This is a genomic window from Hahella sp. NS-SX17 (assembly GCF_057367735.1).
In genome coordinates this window covers 6,442,007-6,459,077 of the sequence record NZ_CM170632.1, presented here as the reverse complement: position 1 = coordinate 6,459,077, position 17,071 = coordinate 6,442,007, and the positions used below count along the sequence as shown (strand labels likewise).

Genomic DNA, 17,071 nt, shown 5'->3' with positions numbered 1-17,071 from the left:
ACCCGCACTGGCGAAGGCGACTTAACTTATTTCAATAAGTCTTTATCGCGTACTGCGCCTTTATCGGCGGAGGTCGCCAGTAACGCGTAGGCTTTCAAGGCGGTTGTCACTTTGCGTGGACGCGGTTGCGCAGGCTTCCAGGCGTCGACGCCTTTGGCTTCCATCGCCTGACGACGCTCGTTGAGCTGCTCTGGCGTCAGGCTGACATTGATGCCGCGGTTGGGAATATCGATGATGATTTCATCGCCTTCCTCAATCAGTCCGATAGCGCCGCCTGCCGCCGCTTCCGGAGAGCAGTGGCCGATGGAAAGGCCGGAGGTGCCGCCGGAGAAACGGCCATCAGTGAGCAGCGCGCATGCCTTGCCCAGCCCCTTGGATTTCAAGTAGCTGGTCGGATATAGCATTTCCTGCATACCCGGACCGCCTTTAGGACCTTCGTAGCGAATAATCACCACATCGCCTTCTTTTACCTGGTCGTTCAGAATGCTTTTTACGGCGTCATCCTGGCTCTCGAAGATTCTGGCTTTGCCTTTGAACAGCAGAATGCTCTCATCGACGCCCGCGGTTTTTACGATACAGCCGTCTTCGGCAATGTTGCCGTACAGCACCGCCAAGCCGCCTTGTTGGCTGAACGCATGCTCTGCGCTGCGGATACAGCCGTTCTCACGATCCAGATCCAGCGATGACCAGCGCGTGGACTGGCTAAAGGCCTGCTGGGTCGGGATGCCCGCCGGACCGGCTTTAAAGAACTTATGCAGTGCAGGATCGTTGTTGCGCATGACATCCCATGCATCCAAAGCGTCTTTCATGGTGTCGCTGTGTACGGTGGGCACGTCGGTATGCAGCAGTCCAGCGCGATCCAGCTCACCCAGAATCGCCATGATGCCGCCGGCGCGATGCACGTCTTCGATGTGGTACTTGGGCGTGTTGGGGGCGACTTTACAGAACTGGCCCACCTTGCGTGAAAGCTGGTCGATGTGGGTCATGCTGAAATCCACCTCTGCTTCCTGAGCCGCCGCCAGCAGATGCAGAATGGTATTGGTGGAGCCGCCCATGGCGATGTCCAGGGTCATGGCGTTTTCAAAAGCCTTGAAGCTGGCGATGGAGCGCGGCAATACGGAAGTGTCTTCGTCTTGATAGTAACGCTTGGTCAAGTCGACGATGCGGCGCGCTGCGGTCAGGAACAGCTGCTCACGATCAGAGTGAGTCGCCAGCGTGGTGCCGTTGCCAGGCAGAGACAGGCCGATGGCTTCAGTCAGACAGTTCATGGAGTTCGCTGTGAACATCCCGGAACAGGAGCCGCAAGTCGGACAGGCGGAGCGTTCGTATTCTTCCGTCAACTCATCGGATGCGCTGGAGTCCGCGGCAATGACCATGGCGTCCACTAAGTCCAGTTTGTGCTCGGACAACTTGGTTTTACCGGCTTCCATCGGGCCGCCGGAGACGAAAATAGCTGGAATATTCAGGCGTAGCGCCGCCATCAGCATTCCGGGAGTGATCTTGTCGCAGTTGGAGATACACACTAAGGCGTCGGCGCAATGGGCATTAGCCATATATTCCACGGAGTCGGCGATAATTTCCCGGGAGGGCAGGCTGTACAGCATGCCGTCATGGCCCATGGCGATGCCGTCGTCCACCGCGATGGTGTTGAACTCTTTCGCAACGCCGCCGGCGGCTTCAATCTCCCGACACACCAATTGTCCCAGGTCTTTCAAATGAACATGCCCAGGGACGAACTGAGTGAAAGAGTTCACTACGGCGATAATGGGTTTGGAAAAATCTTCGGTCTTCATACCAGTGGCGCGCCAAAGAGCGCGAGCCCCAGCCATATTACGGCCTTTGGTAGTGGTACTGGAGCGGTATTCGGGCATGGTTGTACTCCGTGGTTGTTAAAACAGCTAACGAAAAGCTCTCATCGGCTACAGGATAGCAAACTTGCCTGACCCCATAAATTCTTTTGCCGATCCGGGTCGCCGCATTCTGGATATAGGTCTAGACTTGCTACTGTAGAGTGTGAGCCAACCGGAATGCCCTCCCATGTCATCAGAATCCCTTGATCAGGCAAGCTCTGACTTGTCGCGACTGAAGCACTTTTCTCTGCTGGCCAAGCTATCCGATCCGCAGTTGGTGGTCTTGTCCTCTCGTGCGGACTATCGGCGCTTCTCCAAGGGGGCCAAGATTCTTGATCTGGGAAGTCAGGACAGCTACGACTACTTTTTGTTAGAGGGCGAGGTTGCGCTGACGGCCCAGGATGGCCGCACGGCGCTGATTGCGGCGGAATCGCAGGCGGCGCGTCAGCCCGTCGCGCATTTACAGCCGCGCCGCTATGAGGTGAAGGCGAAAACGCCTTGCTTGATGCTGGTCGTGGACCAGCCGACCCTGACCCGAATGCTGAAGGACGCCCCGCTGGATTATCAGATTGGCGAAGGCGTGTCGCAAGTTGACCGTACTGAGCATCCGGCGTACTCGTTGGTCACTTCGTTCTATCAGGACCTGAATTCGCACCGTCTGACGCTGCCCAGCCTGCCTGACATGGCGATGCGCATTCGTCATGTCACCGAACAGCCTAACTTTCACCTCAATGATATCTCCAAGGTGATCGTACGCGATCCTGTGCTCACGGCGAAATTGATACGCTCCGCCAATAGCCCGCTGTACAGAGGCTTTAAAGAAATCGAGTGTTGTGAGGATGCGGTAGTGCGACTCGGTCTGGACACCACACGACAGTTGATTACGATCTTTACGCTGCGGGAGATTTTCCGCAGCAAGAATTCCATGTTGCAAAAACGCATGACCAAACTGTGGCGACATTCCTCTGATGTCGGCGCAATCTCTTTTGTGCTGGCTCGTATGACTCCAGGCATCAAGCCGGAGCAGGCGTTGTTGGCGGGCATTCTTCATGATATTGGCGTGGTGCCTGTGATCATGTATGCGGAAGAGCATCCGGCGCTGCGCACTCATGAGGACATGCTGGAAAGTCTGATAATGGAGCTGCGTCAGGAAATCGGCTGCGCTTTACTGGAAAGCTGGGAGTTTCCTGACGCCTTCGTGGCGGCGGCGCGTCACGCGGAAGATTATATGTACGACTCTGGTCAGGAAACGCCCACATATGCAGACCTGGTGATCGTGGCGCAGATTCACTCCTATATCGGTAAGCCGGAACACGGATCAACGCCGCCGCTGGACCAGGTTCCCGCCTTCCATAAACTGGCCTTGGGCGAGCTGTCTCCGCAACGGAGCCTGCAAGTACTGCAAATGGCGGAAGAGGAGATTAACAGCGTGAGGCGTCTATTGACGGATTAAACATCCGGCGTCTCTTCCTGATCTGAATTTTTCGTCGTGCTTGCGCGACCGTTGTTTTTAGCGTTGGCCTCTTGCGCCAAGACGGTGATATGGCGCTCCAGCCGCTCCATCTTCATTTCCAGGTCGTTCAGCTTATTCAGAATTTCTAGATCGCGACGCACTTGATCCTTTTCGTCTTGAGAGACAAAAAATGCCGAGAATCCCGCGGTGAGCAGCGAGAACAGGGCCATCCCCAACAGAATCAAAAACGAGGCGAACAGTCTGCCGATGGTGCTGGTCGGCACAATATCGCCGTAGCCGACGGTCGTCACCGTTACCCAGGCCCACCAGACCCCATCCCAGGGCGTGTCGATAGCCGGGTCCAGGCCTGCGATGATAAAGCCGGCCATGACTATCACGATAAAACCAATAAACAGAGTATTGCCCAGGTTATGACGGGACAGCAGGCGTCGCGCGGTCCCGGAAATCTGCAGCAGCAGGCTGAACATCACCAACAGGCGCAGAGTCCTTAACGCTCCGGCTAAGGGTGAAAACCACCAGATCAGGGGGCAGCCGAACAGAATGATGATCAGATTGACCCAGTTATTGCGCAGGTAGTAGGTTTTTTTGTCCACCAGTGCGGTGAGCAGAAGCGTTTCCACAATAAAGAACAGCCAGATCAGCCAGTCGGTGATGAGCAGGGCGCCGCCGGATAACTCGTCATTCGCCTGTAAATACCACTCGATAATAATCCAGATCGCCAGCAGCATCATTGGCCACTCTAAAACCTGGCCCCAGAATCGGGCGCGTGGATTCTCTGTGGCGGAGACTCCAGCGAGGCCGGTGACGATAGGTAAGTGATCGGATAAAGACATGTTGGGCTTGGATTAATTCCGCTTGGTGTATTGTGTTTGGGACTATGAAACAACTATAGCCAGCGTGGCGACGCAAGTCAGGGCCTTTTGTTTCAGTAACTTGCCATTTCACATAGGCGGTCTAATATCTCTGATTAGGCTGCTTTGGCGCGCAAGGCGCGACGCAAGGCGAACAGACGGGCGCTGCTCCCCGGCTTAACGGGGTGGATGCTGCAATAATGACGAAAGAGTTCCCTATATTTCCGCTGAATTCCGTGTTGTGCCCTAAGGGACGGCTGCCGTTGCAGATTTTTGAGCAACGTTACCTGACCATGATCAGCCGTTGCCTGAAGTCTCATGAAGGGTTTGTGATTGTGCTTATCAAGAATGGCAAGGAGGCGGGAGGCGACTGCACTTTTTTTGATGTCGGGTCCTATGCGAGAGTTGTCGATTTCCAACAGCTGCCGAACGGCTTCTTGGGAATTACCGCCGAAGGCGAGTGTAAGGTGAGTATTTCCCGCGCCCACCGGCAGAGCGACGGATTATATGTCGCGGAAGTCGAGGCGTTAGGGTTAGAGACCCCCACTGAGACGCCTGAGCAATACTCCGAACTGGCGGATCTGTTGGGGGACTTATTGCGCCATCCTGTCATCCAGGCGCTGGGCATGAGCGTGGATTTCCATGACGCTCGCGATGTGGGCTGGCGCCTGGTGGAGCTATTGCCGCTGGCGATGGAGGATAAACAGTATTTGCTGACCCTGGAAGATCCGATCTATCGACTTGAGCAAATCCGTTACCTTATCCACGCCTTGGCGGAATGAGCGCTCGTTACCCTTTTGCATCCGCCATTTGAATGCTTATGGCTTCCGGCATGGTCCACGCCAGGTATACGCAAGCCGCTGCAATAAAACCAAACAATAGCGTGTAACGCCATCCCCCCCGCCACATTGGCGACCTGTCAAAATGGCTTTGCGTCAATCGGGCGAATCCACAAATCGCCAAACCCAGTAATGCGCCGCCGACGATATCCGAAAACCAGTGCACGCCAAGATACAGGCGACTGAACGCCACCAGCAACGCGGCTAGTGCGCCGGAAATGTAGATTGGCCAGCGCTGCGGGGGGCTGAATTCACGGGCGAGCATGGAGGTCGCCAGCCCATAAGCCATTACCGCGCCGCTGGTATGGCCGCTGGGGTAAGCGAAGGACTCGGGAGCCAGCAGGGCTTCTGGTCGGGCCACGCCCAGCCAGTGCTTTAATCCAGCCGTGGCGGCGTGAGTGACCAGGCCAGCGCCGACGCAGATCAACATCAAACGCAGCTTTTTCTGCAACAGCAGCAAAACGCAGAAGAAGCCGAAAGCGATATACAGAAATGCCGGATCTCCCAGCAGCGTCATACCCACAAACAGGTAATCCAGGAGGGGGGTCTGCAGGCGCTGTATATTATCAGAGACCCAGGCGTTCAGGTGTCCAATGGCGTCTGTGTTCATCACCAACAAGGTCCACAGTATGAACAACAGAAGCGCGCAGGAGCCGAGTAGAAAGGAGCTGATGGGATATTCTCTGACGCCGCTGCGAAGGCTGTAGCTGTTTGACCATAACCGTTTTATGCCCGGACGTTTGGCGCCTATGCGCAGCAGGCTGCGATACAGTTTGCCGCTGGGGCGCAACTGATAATGAAACTGAGTGAACAGGCTGGCGAGACTGACCAGAACGAGAACGGCGACAGTTAATACTGGGTAAAAGTGTGGAGGTAAGGGGGCGTCTGTATCGATAGCGGAGCCGACCAGAAAGCCGGGCACAACGTAACAGGGCGCCCAGGCCAGGGCGGACAGCAGGTTAAAGGTAAAGAAACGGCGCGCGCTCATATTCAGCATGCCCGCCACCAGAGGTATGACCGGGCGGACCGGCCCTATAAAACGTCCGATAATGACGCTTTTACCGCCGTGGCGTTGGAAAAAAATTTCCCCTTGCGTCAGCAAGTGGGGGTATTTCGACAATGGCCAGAGTCCGCGAACGCGCACATCCAGGTATTTTCCCAGGTAAAAACTCAAACCATCGCCGCAAACAGCGCCCAGAAAGGCGGCCGTAATCGTCCATTGCAGATCTAGCGCGCCGCCGCCGCAGATGACAGCCAAACCGAATAAAAGCACTACGCCGGGAATGATAATGCCAGCGATAGCCAGTGATTCTAAAAATGCGACCAGAAAGACGGCAATGGCCAGCCAGTCTGGATGTTGTTGAACCCAAATAAGTAGAGAGTTCGGAGACACAGAATATCCTTTCAACTGAATCAAGGGGCGTATTGTCAGGAGCAGGTCGTCGGACAACAGCCTTTCGGCGGGGTATTTTAAGCCTCAAGCTGAGAATTTTCTAATTGCAGTTATGTTATTAACATGGCGGTGAATTGGCATGTTGATAATCTGGCGCATGGATGCGCCTGCGCGACGCGCTGGCCGCGGGAGACAGTGGTTCGTTATTTAGACTTGCTTAACACCACCCGGTTATGACCGGACTGCTGCGCTTGTTTCAGAGAAGTCAGGGCGCGCTCGGTAAGAGCCTGATCATCCGTTTCCCCCGATTTGCGCGTCAGGCAGCCCACACTGACGGTAAGGCTGTCGATAATTGGCCAGGTGCGCTCTTCCACGCTACGGCGTAAACGTTCAGCGATCACCAGCAGGCCCTCTTCCGGCGTCATTGGCAACATAATGAAAAAGCGGCCATTGTCGACGTAATAGATGCTGTCGCCGGCGCGAGTCATCTGCAGGAGCTGGGCGCCGAACAGAGACAGTAACTCATTGATGAAGTTCTGCCCTTGCACTTCCCGTTGCTGGTCGAAAAAATCGATTTCCAGAACCACCAGGGACAGGGGGTGAGACGTGGCTTCGGAACGTGAGATCTCCTGTTTGAGTGAAAACTCCAGGTGCTTTTGGTTGTAGGCGCCCGTAAGTGGATCTTTGATGGAAGCATGCACCAGAAAGCGTGACTTATGGTGATATAAGTAAGCGTAAACCCCCGCCAGCCCAACCAGTAACGCGTAACTGGTCGCGAAGCGCAGCGTGCTGTAAAAGGTTTCGCTGTACGATAAAGCCACACTGCTGACTAGCAGGGTAATGATATTAAAGGTGAAGGCCGGTCGCAGAGGCAGAAGTAGAAAGCTGAACAGCCCGATGCCATACAGCCAATGCACAATCGCCTTTTGCCCTCCACCCAACTGCAAAGAGACCACCGTCAGCATGACGGTCAATACGGCAAGGTGCCCTCCATAGGCGTTCAGGTCGCTACGCCGGGCCCAGGCGTAAATGGCGCCAAACAGCATGGCCGGCGCAAGAAGTATGCTCATATAAAACAGCTCATACAGGCCGTAGCGGACATTTTGTACGGACATGAACAGCAGCAGGAACAGGGTCGCCAGATACAGGGCGATGCGGGTTCGGGTGCGTAGATAGGACTCAGCCAGCAAGTGTCGCTCCTCCCTCGGATTCCACTTCCAGGAAATCCGTCTGTTGATTCGCGCCCTTGTTGCGGGCGAATGTGAGCGCGCGGCGGGCGTTGGCGATCAGAGTTTCCGGCGTATCGCCCACATTCAACGTCGCCATCCCCAGGCTGACAGTGACCGTGATCTCGCGCGTGCTCAGCGCCTGCTTGGCTTTCACTCTGAGCTGAGAGGCCTTTTTCGCCGCTTCTCTGGAGTTGCAGTGGGGCAACAGGATAATGAAGTCCACATTTTCATAGCGATAGTAGCTGTCGAACAGGCGCAGGTTCTCGTGCAGCATACGTCCCAGCCTGTGCAGGATATGATCTTTATCGTCTGTTGAAGCATGCTCCAGGGAATTGCTGTCGATGCTCAGCGCCAGAATGGATAAGTCGGTGCCTTCCCGTTCGCTGCGTTGAATCTCCTTGTCGAGGTCCTGAGTCAAATATTCGCGGGTAGAGGCCAGGGTAAGGTTGTCGGTGCGGCGCAATGGTTTGAGCTGTTGTTCTTTGATTTCTCGCAGGTACACAAAAGCCAGAGACATCGCCAGACTCAATAGATAGATGAAGAAGATCTGCACTTTTTCCGGCCCTTGGTAGTAGCCGATTAACGCCAGCGCCAGGGCGATGGAGTAAGCGGAAGTGACGATAGTCGCCACCTGAATCCGATAAATCAAAAAGGCGATCAACGGCATAATGTAACACCATTGTTCGGCGGTGCCGGGATAGCGCACCATGGCCGCCAGGGTGGTAATCACCAGAAACACCACAATGACATGAGACAGCCATAACGGAGCTGGCTGTTCTCCGTGGCGCTGATTGAGCTTGCCGTTAGCCAGTAGCAAACCGGCGAACACGCCTGCGACGCTCGCCATCAGCCATTCTGTGAATAATGCAGCTCCCAGCGCCAGAAGAGCGGCGACTACCGCCGCGAGAGAATAAGCTTTACTGCGCAGCTGGTTGTTTAGCTCAACGGGCGTCATGTTGTTTTATGTTATGCATCGGGGATTTGAGTATAAGTTGTCAGTATTATTCAGCATTTGCTGATGTATAATAGCCAGTTTACATCATGTTTCGGAAATACCAAGCAGAGGTCTTAGACTGCATGGACATAAATGCCTACATGCACGAAGTGGGGAGTGAAGCCCGTTCGGCGTCCCGTTTGATCGCTAAAGCAGATACTGGCGTTAAGAACAAAGCGCTGATCGCCACTGCGGAAGCCATTAACGCCGCTCGGGAAGAACTGATGACAGCGAATGACAAGGATCTGGAAGCCGGTCGCGCTAATGGCCTGGAAGCTGCGTTGCTGGATCGTCTGGAGCTGACCCCGGCCCGCATCGACGCTATGATCGAGGGGTTGCATCAGGTCGCTGCGCAGCCGGACCCGGTAGGTGAAATCACGGGACTTAATTATCGTCCCAGCGGCATTCAAGTCGGCAAAATGCGCGTGCCTTTGGGCGTAGTGGGCATTATCTATGAGTCTCGTCCCAATGTGACCGTTGAAGCGGCCAGTCTGTGTTTGAAATCCGGCAACGCCACTATTCTGCGCGGGGGCTCCGAAGCCATTCATTCCAATCAGGCGATCGCCGCTTGTATCGAGAAAGGCTTGAAAGCAGCCGGTTTGCCTGCATCAGTGGTGCAGGTGGTCAAGACAACGGACAGGGCCGCTGTAGGCGAACTTATCACTATGCCTGAGTTCGTCGACGTAATCGTTCCACGCGGAGGCAAGGGACTGATCGAACGCATTAGTCGCGAAGCCCGAGTGCCGGTCATCAAACACCTGGACGGCGTTTGCCATGTTTTTATCGACCGCGATGCGGACCTGAATAAAGCCCTGACTATTGCGGTTAACTCGAAAACCCAACGTTATGGCACCTGTAATACTATGGAGACGCTATTGGTGGACGCGCCTGTCGCCGCCAGCATCTTGCCGCAGTTAGCGCAGGCGTATGCCGAGAAAGGCGTTGAGTTGCGTGGCTGCGAGAGGACCCGGGAAATCCTGCCGCAGGCGTTGAGCGCTTTAGAGGCGGACTGGTCTGAAGAATATCTGGCGCCGATTCTGGCGATCAAAGTGGTTGAGGATATGGACGACGCAATTGCTCATATCAACCATTACGGCTCTCAGCATACTGACGCTATTGTGACGGAAAGCTACAGCAAAGGCCGTCGTTTCCTGACAGAGGTGGACTCCAGCTCGGTAATGATCAATGCATCGACTCGGTTCGCCGACGGCTTTGAATATGGCTTGGGCGCGGAGATCGGCATTTCCACCGACAAGATTCACGCCCGCGGCCCTGTAGGTCTGGAGGGATTGACTTCTCAGAAATACGTGGTGCTCGGAGATGGCCATATTCGGCAGTAACAGACGCTCCAGAAACGAGGATAGATCATCTCCCTGACATGCAGGAACATTCTCCCATAGTGCTGCTCGGCGGCACTTTCGACCCTATTCACTTCGGTCACTTGCGTACGGCGCTGGAATTGCAGCAGCACTTCGGTGAGACGGCGGAAGTGCGTCTGATCCCCTGTGGAGATCCTCGACATCGCTCGGCTCCGGGGGCTTCTGGCGAACATCGCTTAGCGATGCTACGGCTGGCGCTGGAAGGAGAACCTGGTTTGCGTATTGATGAGGTGGAGGTTCGCAGAATCGGCGCCAGCTATACGGTGGATACGTTGCTGGAGTTGCGTCAGGAGGTGGGGAATCTGCGCCCATTGATCTTCGTCATGGGCACAGATGCATTCGAGTCGCTGCCAAAATGGCGAAGATGGCTGGAAATTATTCAATTAGCCCATATAATGGTGGTTAACAGACCGGGTTGGTCATTTTGTGAGCAAGGTGAGTTGGGAGATTTTTTGCGTCAGCACTCCGCAGAGAGCAATAACGACCTGATACGCCAGCCTGCCGGAAAGGTTGGGTTCATTACGCTTACCCAAATGGGAATTTCCAGTTCCAAAGTGCGTGAGCTGATCGGCTTGCGTCTGTCCCCCCGTTTCTTACTACCGGATTCGGTGTGGCGATATATTCGTCAGCATCGTCTGTATGGCGCTGTGAATGCTTAGGGCGCTTTCCTGTAATCATTGCAATGCGAAAGTTATTGGAAACCGCTTGCGGGCGGTCGGCGCCGTATTATTTAAATATTCTTTAACCCCCCCCTCTATGAGGCGTTATGGAGACTGAAAATCTGAAAGAGTTAGTCATTAAGGCATTGGAAGATATCAAAGCAAAAGATATTTCCGTGCTGGATGTAAAAGACCGCACTAGCGTAACGGACTACATGGTTATCGCCAGCGGAACCTCGAATCGTCACGTTAAGTCCATCGCGGACAATGTCATTGCTGAAGTCAAAGCCAACGGCGGTCGTCCGCTGGGTTCTGAAGGCGGCGCGGCGTCCGACTGGATTCTGGTGGACCTGGGCGATATCGTCGTTCATGTCATGCTGCCGTCGACCCGGGAGTTTTATGATCTGGAGCGCTTCTGGCGTGACTCGCCAGTGGCCGAATCCATGTCGCATCACATGTAATTCCGGCAATAGACTGTTATTGACGATTAAAGAATTACAGTGCGGATAAAGCTAATCGCAGTGGGCGGTAAAATGCCTGGCTGGGTTGAGCAGGGTTATAACGAGTACGTTAAGCGCATGCCTCGTGACATGCCTTTGCAGCTCGTTGAGATTCCCATGCCCAGGCGTCAAAAGAACGCAGACCCGCAAAAGCTCAAGATCCAGGAAGGGGAGAGTATTTTGCAATCGCTGGGTTCCGGCGATCATGTCGTCGCATTGGAAGTGGAAGGCAAGCCGTGGTCTACCCCTCAATTGTCGCAACAAATGGAGCGCTGGCGTATGTCCGGGCAGGACGTCGCACTGTTGGTGGGGGGGCCGGACGGACTAAGCGATGCATGTCGGGCGCGAGCGAATCAACAGTGGTCGCTGTCGCCGTTGACGCTGCCGCATCCACTGGTTCGCGTGCTGCTTGCCGAGCAACTTTACCGGGGCTGGACTATCTTGCAAGGGCATCCTTACCACCGGGAGTGAGCGCCTCTCCGCCGACGAGCCAGATCAAGGCGAGCTAACCAAGCGGGCGGGCCGTACTGACGGCCCTGACCCTGATTGCCGGCAACTCTATTTAAACAGGGATAAGTCCGTGTGCGCCTGGAAGAATGGAAAGCGTCCGGAAATATGGAAAGCGTCCGGAAATATGGAAAGATAGTAAGTACCGTCCTTGAATAGATAAGACTAAGATAATAGCGCCTGCGTCCGCGATCAGAATAATATCTACCGGCGGAGCCTGACATAACCAGCAACTGACGGTATTGACCACATAAAGCCATGGCTTCCAGAGAGCTGAAAGACCATTTCCGCGAGCAACGCATTTTTTTCCATCGGGCCATATGGGCCGCTCTGGGAGTGATCGCGCTGAGCATTGCGCTGTTCGCCCGCTACTACTACCTGCAAATCAGCCAGCACGAAGTCTACAGAACTCTTTCTGATCGCAACCGGATGCAGTTGCAATCGATCACGCCCACACGAGGCCTGATCTATGACCGCAATGGCGTATTACTGGCGGACAACCAGCCCACTTTTTCTCTTACTCTGGTAAAAGAGCGGGCGCAAGATCTCGACGCCACCATTGGAGAGTTACGCGATATTCTCGAAATCACTGACGATGATGTTGAGTCTTTTCAAAAACGAATGGGGCAACGCAGGCGTCCGTATGAGTCAGTGACGTTGAAATCAAGGCTGACGGAGGAAGAGATAGCCCGCATCGCCGTCAATCGACATCGGCTTGCTGGCGTTGAAGTTGAGGCGGAGCTTATTCGTTACTATCCATTGGGCGAGACCCTGGCTCACGTACTGGGGTATGTGGGGCGCATCAGTGAACGCGAGCTGAAGCAGGTGGACCCTTCCAACTACAGCGGCACCCAGTACTATGGCAAGCTTGGAGTGGAGCGCCATTATGAAACTCTGCTACATGGCTCTGTCGGATACCAGACGGTTGAAACAGACGCTCGCGGCCGCGTTCTACGGGTTCTGGATCGAGTGGCTCCTAAGCCGGGTGCGGATATTTCTCTCTACCTGGATGTAAACCTGCAGCGCGCGGCGATAGAAGCCCTGAATGGGCGGCGCGGCGCGGTAGTGGCGATTGAGCCCTCAACAGGAGGAATTCTCGCGCTGGTCAGTACGCCCAGCTTTGACCCCAACTTGTTTGTCACGGGCATTGACTCCGTATCCTATAAAGCGCTGCAGGATTCGCCGGACATTCCTCTTTTTAACCGCGCATTGCGTGGGCAGTACCCGCCTGGCTCCACCGTCAAGCCATTTCTTGGTCTGGCGGGACTGGACACGGATACGATCAACGTCAAGACCCGGATATGGGACCCAGGCTGGTATCAACTTAAGAACGACGATCGCAAATACCGTGACTGGAAACGTTCCGGGCATGGCTGGGTGGATCTCAACTCCTCCATTGAGCAGTCTTGCGATGTTTTCTTTTATGACATGGCCTTCCGCATGGGGGTCGACAATATGTACGCCTACATGGCCAAGTTTGGCTTCGGCGAACAGCTGGTTTATGACATCGATGAAGCCCAAGACGGCATACTGCCCTCGCGGGAATGGAAGCGGGCGGCGCGGAGGCTTCCCTGGTTCCCTGGCGACTCTCTGAATATGGGGATTGGTCAGGGCTTTATGCTCTCCACTCCTATGCAGCTGGCCACAGCAACAGCGGTTCTGGCTAACCGAGGTAAGTGGGTGCGCCCTCGTTTGATCAAAACGATGAATGAAAGTGAGGTGACGGACATCGAATCTCCGCCTGACGTCACCCTCAAGCAGGATTGGTACTGGAGCTATGTTATCAAGGCGATGGAGGGCGTTATGCATGGCCGTCATGGCACCGCGCGCTCCAGCGGCAAAGACGCTTCTTATAGAATGGCGGGGAAAACCGGTACGGCGCAGGTTATCGGCATCAAGCAGAATGCCGTGTACGATGCTGAAGCCATCGCCGAACGTCACCGCGATCACGCGCTATTTGTTGGCTTTGCGCCGGTGGATAACCCCAAGATCGCGGTGGCGGTATTGGTTGAAAACGGAGGCGGCGGAAGCGGCGCTGCGGCGCCGGTTGCGCGCAAGATGTTCGATGCGCATCTGGTGGCGCCTGAGCTGGAGCCGGGGCAGATGCAGGCGGCGTCTCCTTGAACTAGATTTGTATTGCGGCGCGGATGGGGGCCTGGCCATTTGATGGTAGGGGCCGTCTCCGTAGCGACGACTATAAACATCCGCCCCGGCTAGCGTCGGGTGACGCAGATTAATATTGGGCATATGAAAAGCAGCGATTTCGTAAGGCAGTTACCCGGTGGCGAGGCGCATTTCAGCCGGCCCCGCACGCTCGCCAGTATTCTTCACATTGACCTTCCGCTGTTCAGTTTGCTGTTGCTTCTGGTGTTTGGCGGGTTATTCGTGCTGTATAGCGGCAGTGAAAAAAGTATGTCCGATGTGGCCAGACAAGGCATTCACTTCGGCATCGCTTCCGCCCTGATGCTGGTGCTGGCGAGGTTTGATCCGCAGGTGTTCAGGCGTTGGGCTCCGTGGGTGTTTTTCCTTGGTTTGGCCGGCTTGGTGGCGGTGCTGGTATTCGGCAGCGACGCCAAGGGCGCTCAGCGCTGGTTGAAAATTCCAGGCGTAAACGTACGCGTGCAACCCTCGGAGTTCATGAAGCTGGCGGTGCCGATGATGGTGGCATGGTACCTGTCAGACCGTATTTTGCCGCCGTCTTTCAAGCATATCTTTGGCGCGTTGATCATTATCTTTGCGCCCGCGGCCTTGATTGCAAAACAGCCTGACTTGGGAACGGCCATCTTGATCGCTGCGTCCGGCGTTTTCGTTCTGTTGTTCGCTGGCCTGGGGTTACGCTGGATCATTGGCTGTCTGGCGGGCGTTGCGGCGCTGGCGCCGGCGATGTGGTTTTTTGTCATGCACGATTATCAGAAACAGCGGGTGCTGACATTCCTCGACCCTGAGTCGGACCCCTTACGCACCGGGTGGAACATCATTCAGTCCAAAACGGCGATAGGTTCTGGCGGTTTTGGGGGCAAAGGCTGGCTGGAAGGCACTCAATCGCACCTCGACTTCCTGCCGGAAAGCCATACCGACTTTATTATAGCGGTGCTGGCGGAAGAGTTTGGCTATATCGGCGTCGCCTGTATTCTTACGCTGTACATGATGATTATCGGTCGGGGACTGTATATCGCCGCTAACGGTCAGGATACCTTTTCCCGTCTGTTGGCGGGTTCGCTGATCATGACGTTTTTCGTATATGTTTTCGTCAACATGGGCATGGTGAGCGGTATTCTGCCTGTTGTGGGCGTGCCTTTGCCGCTGGTGAGTTATGGAGGCACCTCCGTGCTCACACTGATGGCGTCGTTCGGCATCCTGATGTCGATTCATACTCATAAGAAAATGCTGTCCAGATAAACTCAAGAGGTAAACCTGTTTATTCGGACCTCGGAGACGAAGGGGATATATGCAAGTTTGGAATGACATTCCGCAAAGAGTGAAAAAATCAGCCTTGGCGTTATTGTTATGCAGCGCACTGGGCGCCGCCGGGGCCTATGCGGCGGAGGAAAGCGCTGCTTACGACGGACACCCGGAAGCGAAAAAGTTTATCGCCAATATGGCGACCAAACACGGCTTTGATACATCGCAACTACAACAGATTTTCGCCAGCGCCGAAAAGAAGCAGGACATTATTGACGCCATGAAGCGTCCGGCGGAGAAAGTGCTGGAATGGAAGGATTACCGCCGTATATTTCTTACCGATCAGCGCATCGCAGGCGGCAAGGAATTTATGCTGGAGAACAAGGATGCGTTGACCCGGGCGGAAGCCGACTATGGCGTCCCCGCCCAGGTAATTACAGCGATTATCGGCGTGGAAACCTTGTACGGCCGCCATAAGGGGCGCTATCGTGTTATCGACGCACTATCCACGCTGGCGTTTGACTATCCGCCGCGCAGTAAGTTCTTTCGCAGCGAGCTGGAGCACTATCTGTTGCTGGGGCGGGAACAGGGCTTTGATGTCGCGTCGTTAACCGGCTCTTACGCCGGGGCAATGGGGTACGGGCAGTTTATTCCCAGCAGTTACCGCAGCTACGCCATTGATTTTAATGACGATAAGATTGCTGATATTCTGGCGGACAAAACAGACGCCATCGGCAGCGTCGCTAACTATCTGGCGAGACATGGCTGGCGTCAGGGCGAGGGCGTGGCCTTTCCTGTGGAAATGCAGAAAGCGCCAGCCGCATCTTTGTTGCCGAAAAAGCAAAAACCGGCGCATAGCGTGGGTAAGTTAAGAAAGGCGGGTGTGCCCGCGCCCGAATCACTGGATGATAAGGCTCGCGCCAGACTGATGGCGCTGGAGGCGGAGTCGGGCAAGGAATATTGGCTGGGACTACAGAATTTTTATGTCATAACCCGCTATAACCACAGCGATTTATACGCCATGGCGGTGTTCCAACTCAGTGAGGCGATACGAAACGATGATTCGAGCAATACGGACGAACCAGCGGACGCGACTGGGATTTAACGTCCTGACGTTGTTGATGATCCTGCTGGCGGCGGGGTGCTCGACCACGCCGCCCTCCCGTTATCATATTCAACATGACCGTGGTCCCGACGGCGATGTGGACTTGAGCCACGTGAAAGAGCCGACTCCCCGAAAAGAGCCGCGTAGCCGGGGCGGTAACAAAAGTCCTTATTCCGTTTGGGGCAAAACCTACTACGTGATGAACACTAGCGATGGCTACGTGGAAGAGGGCGTAGCCTCCTGGTATGGGACCAAGTTTCACGGCTATAAAACCTCCAACGGCGAGACATATAACATGTATGACTACACCGCCGCTCATAAAAGCCTGCCTTTGCCGACCTATGTGCGTGTGACCAATCTGGAAAATGGTCGCAGCGTTATCGTGCGGGTGAATGATCGCGGCCCGTTCCATGGCGGCAGATTGATTGATTTATCCTACGCAGCGGCGAAAAAGCTGGACTACGACAAGAAGGGCACCGCTCGCGTGAGAGTGGAAGTGGTGACGGAAGCCACGACGCCCGCCCAGGTAGCGCACGCGGCGACTTCTAAACCAGTTGTGACGGCGGCTGCGACGCCAGCGCCAGCCCCTTCAGGTTCGGCGCAGGGGTATTTTTTACAGGTGGGGGCGTTCAGCACGGAATTGGGGGCGATCAAAGTTCGCAACCACATCAGCTCACTGCTGGATGCGCCGGTCTTTGTCAGTAAGCCGGACACAGGTTCGGTCTTTCGGGTAAGAGTCGGCCCCTTCGTCAAAGAGGAGGAAGCCACTCGTTTTCTGGATATTCTGCAGCGCGCGGCCTACCCGGAAACCTTGCTGATTAAGCGGGCGTTGAATAATCCCAGCATATAACCGCTGCGTTACGGGTTACCGCAAGTTAATGCGACAGAG

The 17,071-nt window shown here is 55.1% G+C and carries 15 protein-coding genes; 10 read left to right on the top strand and 5 right to left on the bottom strand.

What is annotated here, in order from left to right; all coding sequences use genetic code 11:
* Window positions 1-26: 26 nt before the first annotated feature.
* A complete protein-coding gene (gene ilvD, locus AC2IBB_RS28855; protein WP_486330126.1) occupies window positions 27-1,871 on the bottom strand; it encodes a dihydroxy-acid dehydratase in 1,845 nt (614 codons plus the stop codon).
* Between the two features lie 166 nt (window positions 1,872-2,037).
* Here ilvD and AC2IBB_RS28850 point away from each other — a divergent pair, with 166 nt between their 5' ends.
* Window positions 2,038-3,303: an HDOD domain-containing protein gene (locus tag AC2IBB_RS28850; RefSeq protein ID WP_486330125.1), complete on the top strand. Its 1,266-nt coding sequence runs from the start codon at window positions 2,038-2,040 to the stop codon at window positions 3,301-3,303.
* Here AC2IBB_RS28850 and AC2IBB_RS28845 read toward each other — a convergent pair.
* Entirely contained in the window at window positions 3,300-4,157 is an 858-nt protein-coding gene (locus AC2IBB_RS28845) for a potassium channel family protein (protein WP_486330124.1), read from the bottom strand. The genes AC2IBB_RS28850 and AC2IBB_RS28845 overlap by 4 nt on opposite strands.
* Before the next feature lie 218 nt (window positions 4,158-4,375).
* On the opposite strand from AC2IBB_RS28845, the gene AC2IBB_RS28840 reads away from it, so the two are divergent.
* Complete coding sequence (locus AC2IBB_RS28840; RefSeq protein ID WP_486330123.1) at window positions 4,376-4,957, top strand: LON peptidase substrate-binding domain-containing protein; 582 nt, start codon at window positions 4,376-4,378, stop codon at window positions 4,955-4,957.
* Window positions 4,958-4,964: 7 nt separating this feature from the next.
* On the opposite strand, the gene AC2IBB_RS28835 is transcribed toward AC2IBB_RS28840, so the two are convergent.
* The 3 genes from AC2IBB_RS28835 to AC2IBB_RS28825 form a co-directional block, all read right to left on the bottom strand.
* A complete protein-coding gene (locus AC2IBB_RS28835; protein WP_486330122.1) occupies window positions 4,965-6,407 on the bottom strand; it encodes a bifunctional DedA family/phosphatase PAP2 family protein in 1,443 nt (480 codons plus the stop codon).
* A 203-nt stretch (window positions 6,408-6,610) separates the two neighbouring features.
* Entirely contained in the window at window positions 6,611-7,597 is a 987-nt protein-coding gene (locus tag AC2IBB_RS28830) for a GGDEF domain-containing protein (protein ID WP_486330121.1), read from the bottom strand.
* Complete coding sequence (locus tag AC2IBB_RS28825; protein ID WP_486330120.1) at window positions 7,587-8,591, bottom strand: GGDEF domain-containing protein; 1,005 nt, start codon at window positions 8,589-8,591, stop codon at window positions 7,587-7,589. Before AC2IBB_RS28825 ends, AC2IBB_RS28830 begins: the two co-directional genes overlap by 11 nt.
* 122 nt (window positions 8,592-8,713) lie before the next feature.
* Between AC2IBB_RS28825 and AC2IBB_RS28820 the strand changes: the two genes are divergently transcribed.
* The 8 genes from AC2IBB_RS28820 to AC2IBB_RS28785 all read left to right on the top strand — a co-directional run bounded on the left by AC2IBB_RS28820 (window position 8,714) and on the right by AC2IBB_RS28785 (window position 17,032).
* Window positions 8,714-9,970, top strand: a complete 1,257-nt coding sequence (locus AC2IBB_RS28820) for a glutamate-5-semialdehyde dehydrogenase (protein WP_486330119.1) — start codon at window positions 8,714-8,716, stop codon at window positions 9,968-9,970.
* 38 nt (window positions 9,971-10,008) lie between these two features.
* Window positions 10,009-10,668, top strand: a complete 660-nt coding sequence (gene nadD, locus AC2IBB_RS28815) for a nicotinate-nucleotide adenylyltransferase (RefSeq protein ID WP_486330118.1) — start codon at window positions 10,009-10,011, stop codon at window positions 10,666-10,668.
* Between the two features lie 107 nt (window positions 10,669-10,775).
* Window positions 10,776-11,129, top strand: a complete 354-nt coding sequence (gene rsfS / locus AC2IBB_RS28810; protein WP_486330117.1) for a ribosome silencing factor — start codon at window positions 10,776-10,778, stop codon at window positions 11,127-11,129.
* A gap of 39 nt (window positions 11,130-11,168) precedes the next feature.
* The gene (rlmH, locus tag AC2IBB_RS28805) at window positions 11,169-11,639 is read left to right on the top strand and encodes a 23S rRNA (pseudouridine(1915)-N(3))-methyltransferase RlmH (RefSeq protein WP_486330116.1); all 471 of its coding nucleotides are present in this window, start codon (window positions 11,169-11,171) and stop codon (window positions 11,637-11,639) included.
* A gap of 294 nt (window positions 11,640-11,933) precedes the next feature.
* Entirely contained in the window at window positions 11,934-13,799 is a 1,866-nt protein-coding gene (gene mrdA, locus AC2IBB_RS28800) for a penicillin-binding protein 2 (RefSeq protein WP_486330115.1), read from the top strand.
* Between the two features lie 123 nt (window positions 13,800-13,922).
* Window positions 13,923-15,074: a rod shape-determining protein RodA gene (gene rodA / locus AC2IBB_RS28795; RefSeq protein WP_486334005.1), complete on the top strand. Its 1,152-nt coding sequence runs from the start codon at window positions 13,923-13,925 to the stop codon at window positions 15,072-15,074.
* Window positions 15,075-15,123: 49 nt separating this feature from the next.
* Complete coding sequence (gene mltB, locus AC2IBB_RS28790; protein ID WP_486330114.1) at window positions 15,124-16,182, top strand: lytic murein transglycosylase B; 1,059 nt, start codon at window positions 15,124-15,126, stop codon at window positions 16,180-16,182.
* Entirely contained in the window at window positions 16,136-17,032 is an 897-nt protein-coding gene (locus tag AC2IBB_RS28785; RefSeq protein WP_486330113.1) for a septal ring lytic transglycosylase RlpA family protein, read from the top strand. Before mltB ends, AC2IBB_RS28785 begins: the two co-directional genes overlap by 47 nt.
* The last annotated feature ends 39 nt before the right edge of the window (window positions 17,033-17,071 follow it).

Bases quoted from the DNA above. Each gene is read 5' to 3' on its own strand.
- rodA (WP_486334005.1), top strand. From the start codon at position 13,923: ATGAAAAGCAGCGATTTCGTAAGGCAGTTACCCGGTGGCGAGGCGCAT.
- AC2IBB_RS28850 (WP_486330125.1), top strand. From the start codon at position 2,038: ATGTCATCAGAATCCCTTGATCAGGCAAGCTCTGACTTGTCGCGACTG.
- AC2IBB_RS28785 (WP_486330113.1), top strand. From the start codon at position 16,136: ATGATTCGAGCAATACGGACGAACCAGCGGACGCGACTGGGATTTAAC.
- rsfS (WP_486330117.1), top strand. From the start codon at position 10,776: ATGGAGACTGAAAATCTGAAAGAGTTAGTCATTAAGGCATTGGAAGAT.
- AC2IBB_RS28825 (WP_486330120.1), bottom strand. From the start codon at position 8,591: ATGACGCCCGTTGAGCTAAACAACCAGCTGCGCAGTAAAGCTTATTCT.
- ilvD (WP_486330126.1), bottom strand. From the start codon at position 1,871: ATGCCCGAATACCGCTCCAGTACCACTACCAAAGGCCGTAATATGGCT.
- AC2IBB_RS28820 (WP_486330119.1), top strand. From the start codon at position 8,714: ATGGACATAAATGCCTACATGCACGAAGTGGGGAGTGAAGCCCGTTCG.
- nadD (WP_486330118.1), top strand. From the start codon at position 10,009: ATGCAGGAACATTCTCCCATAGTGCTGCTCGGCGGCACTTTCGACCCT.
- mrdA (WP_486330115.1), top strand. From the start codon at position 11,934: ATGGCTTCCAGAGAGCTGAAAGACCATTTCCGCGAGCAACGCATTTTT.
- AC2IBB_RS28840 (WP_486330123.1), top strand. From the start codon at position 4,376: ATGACGAAAGAGTTCCCTATATTTCCGCTGAATTCCGTGTTGTGCCCT.
- AC2IBB_RS28845 (WP_486330124.1), bottom strand. From the start codon at position 4,157: ATGTCTTTATCCGATCACTTACCTATCGTCACCGGCCTCGCTGGAGTC.
- mltB (WP_486330114.1), top strand. From the start codon at position 15,124: ATGCAAGTTTGGAATGACATTCCGCAAAGAGTGAAAAAATCAGCCTTG.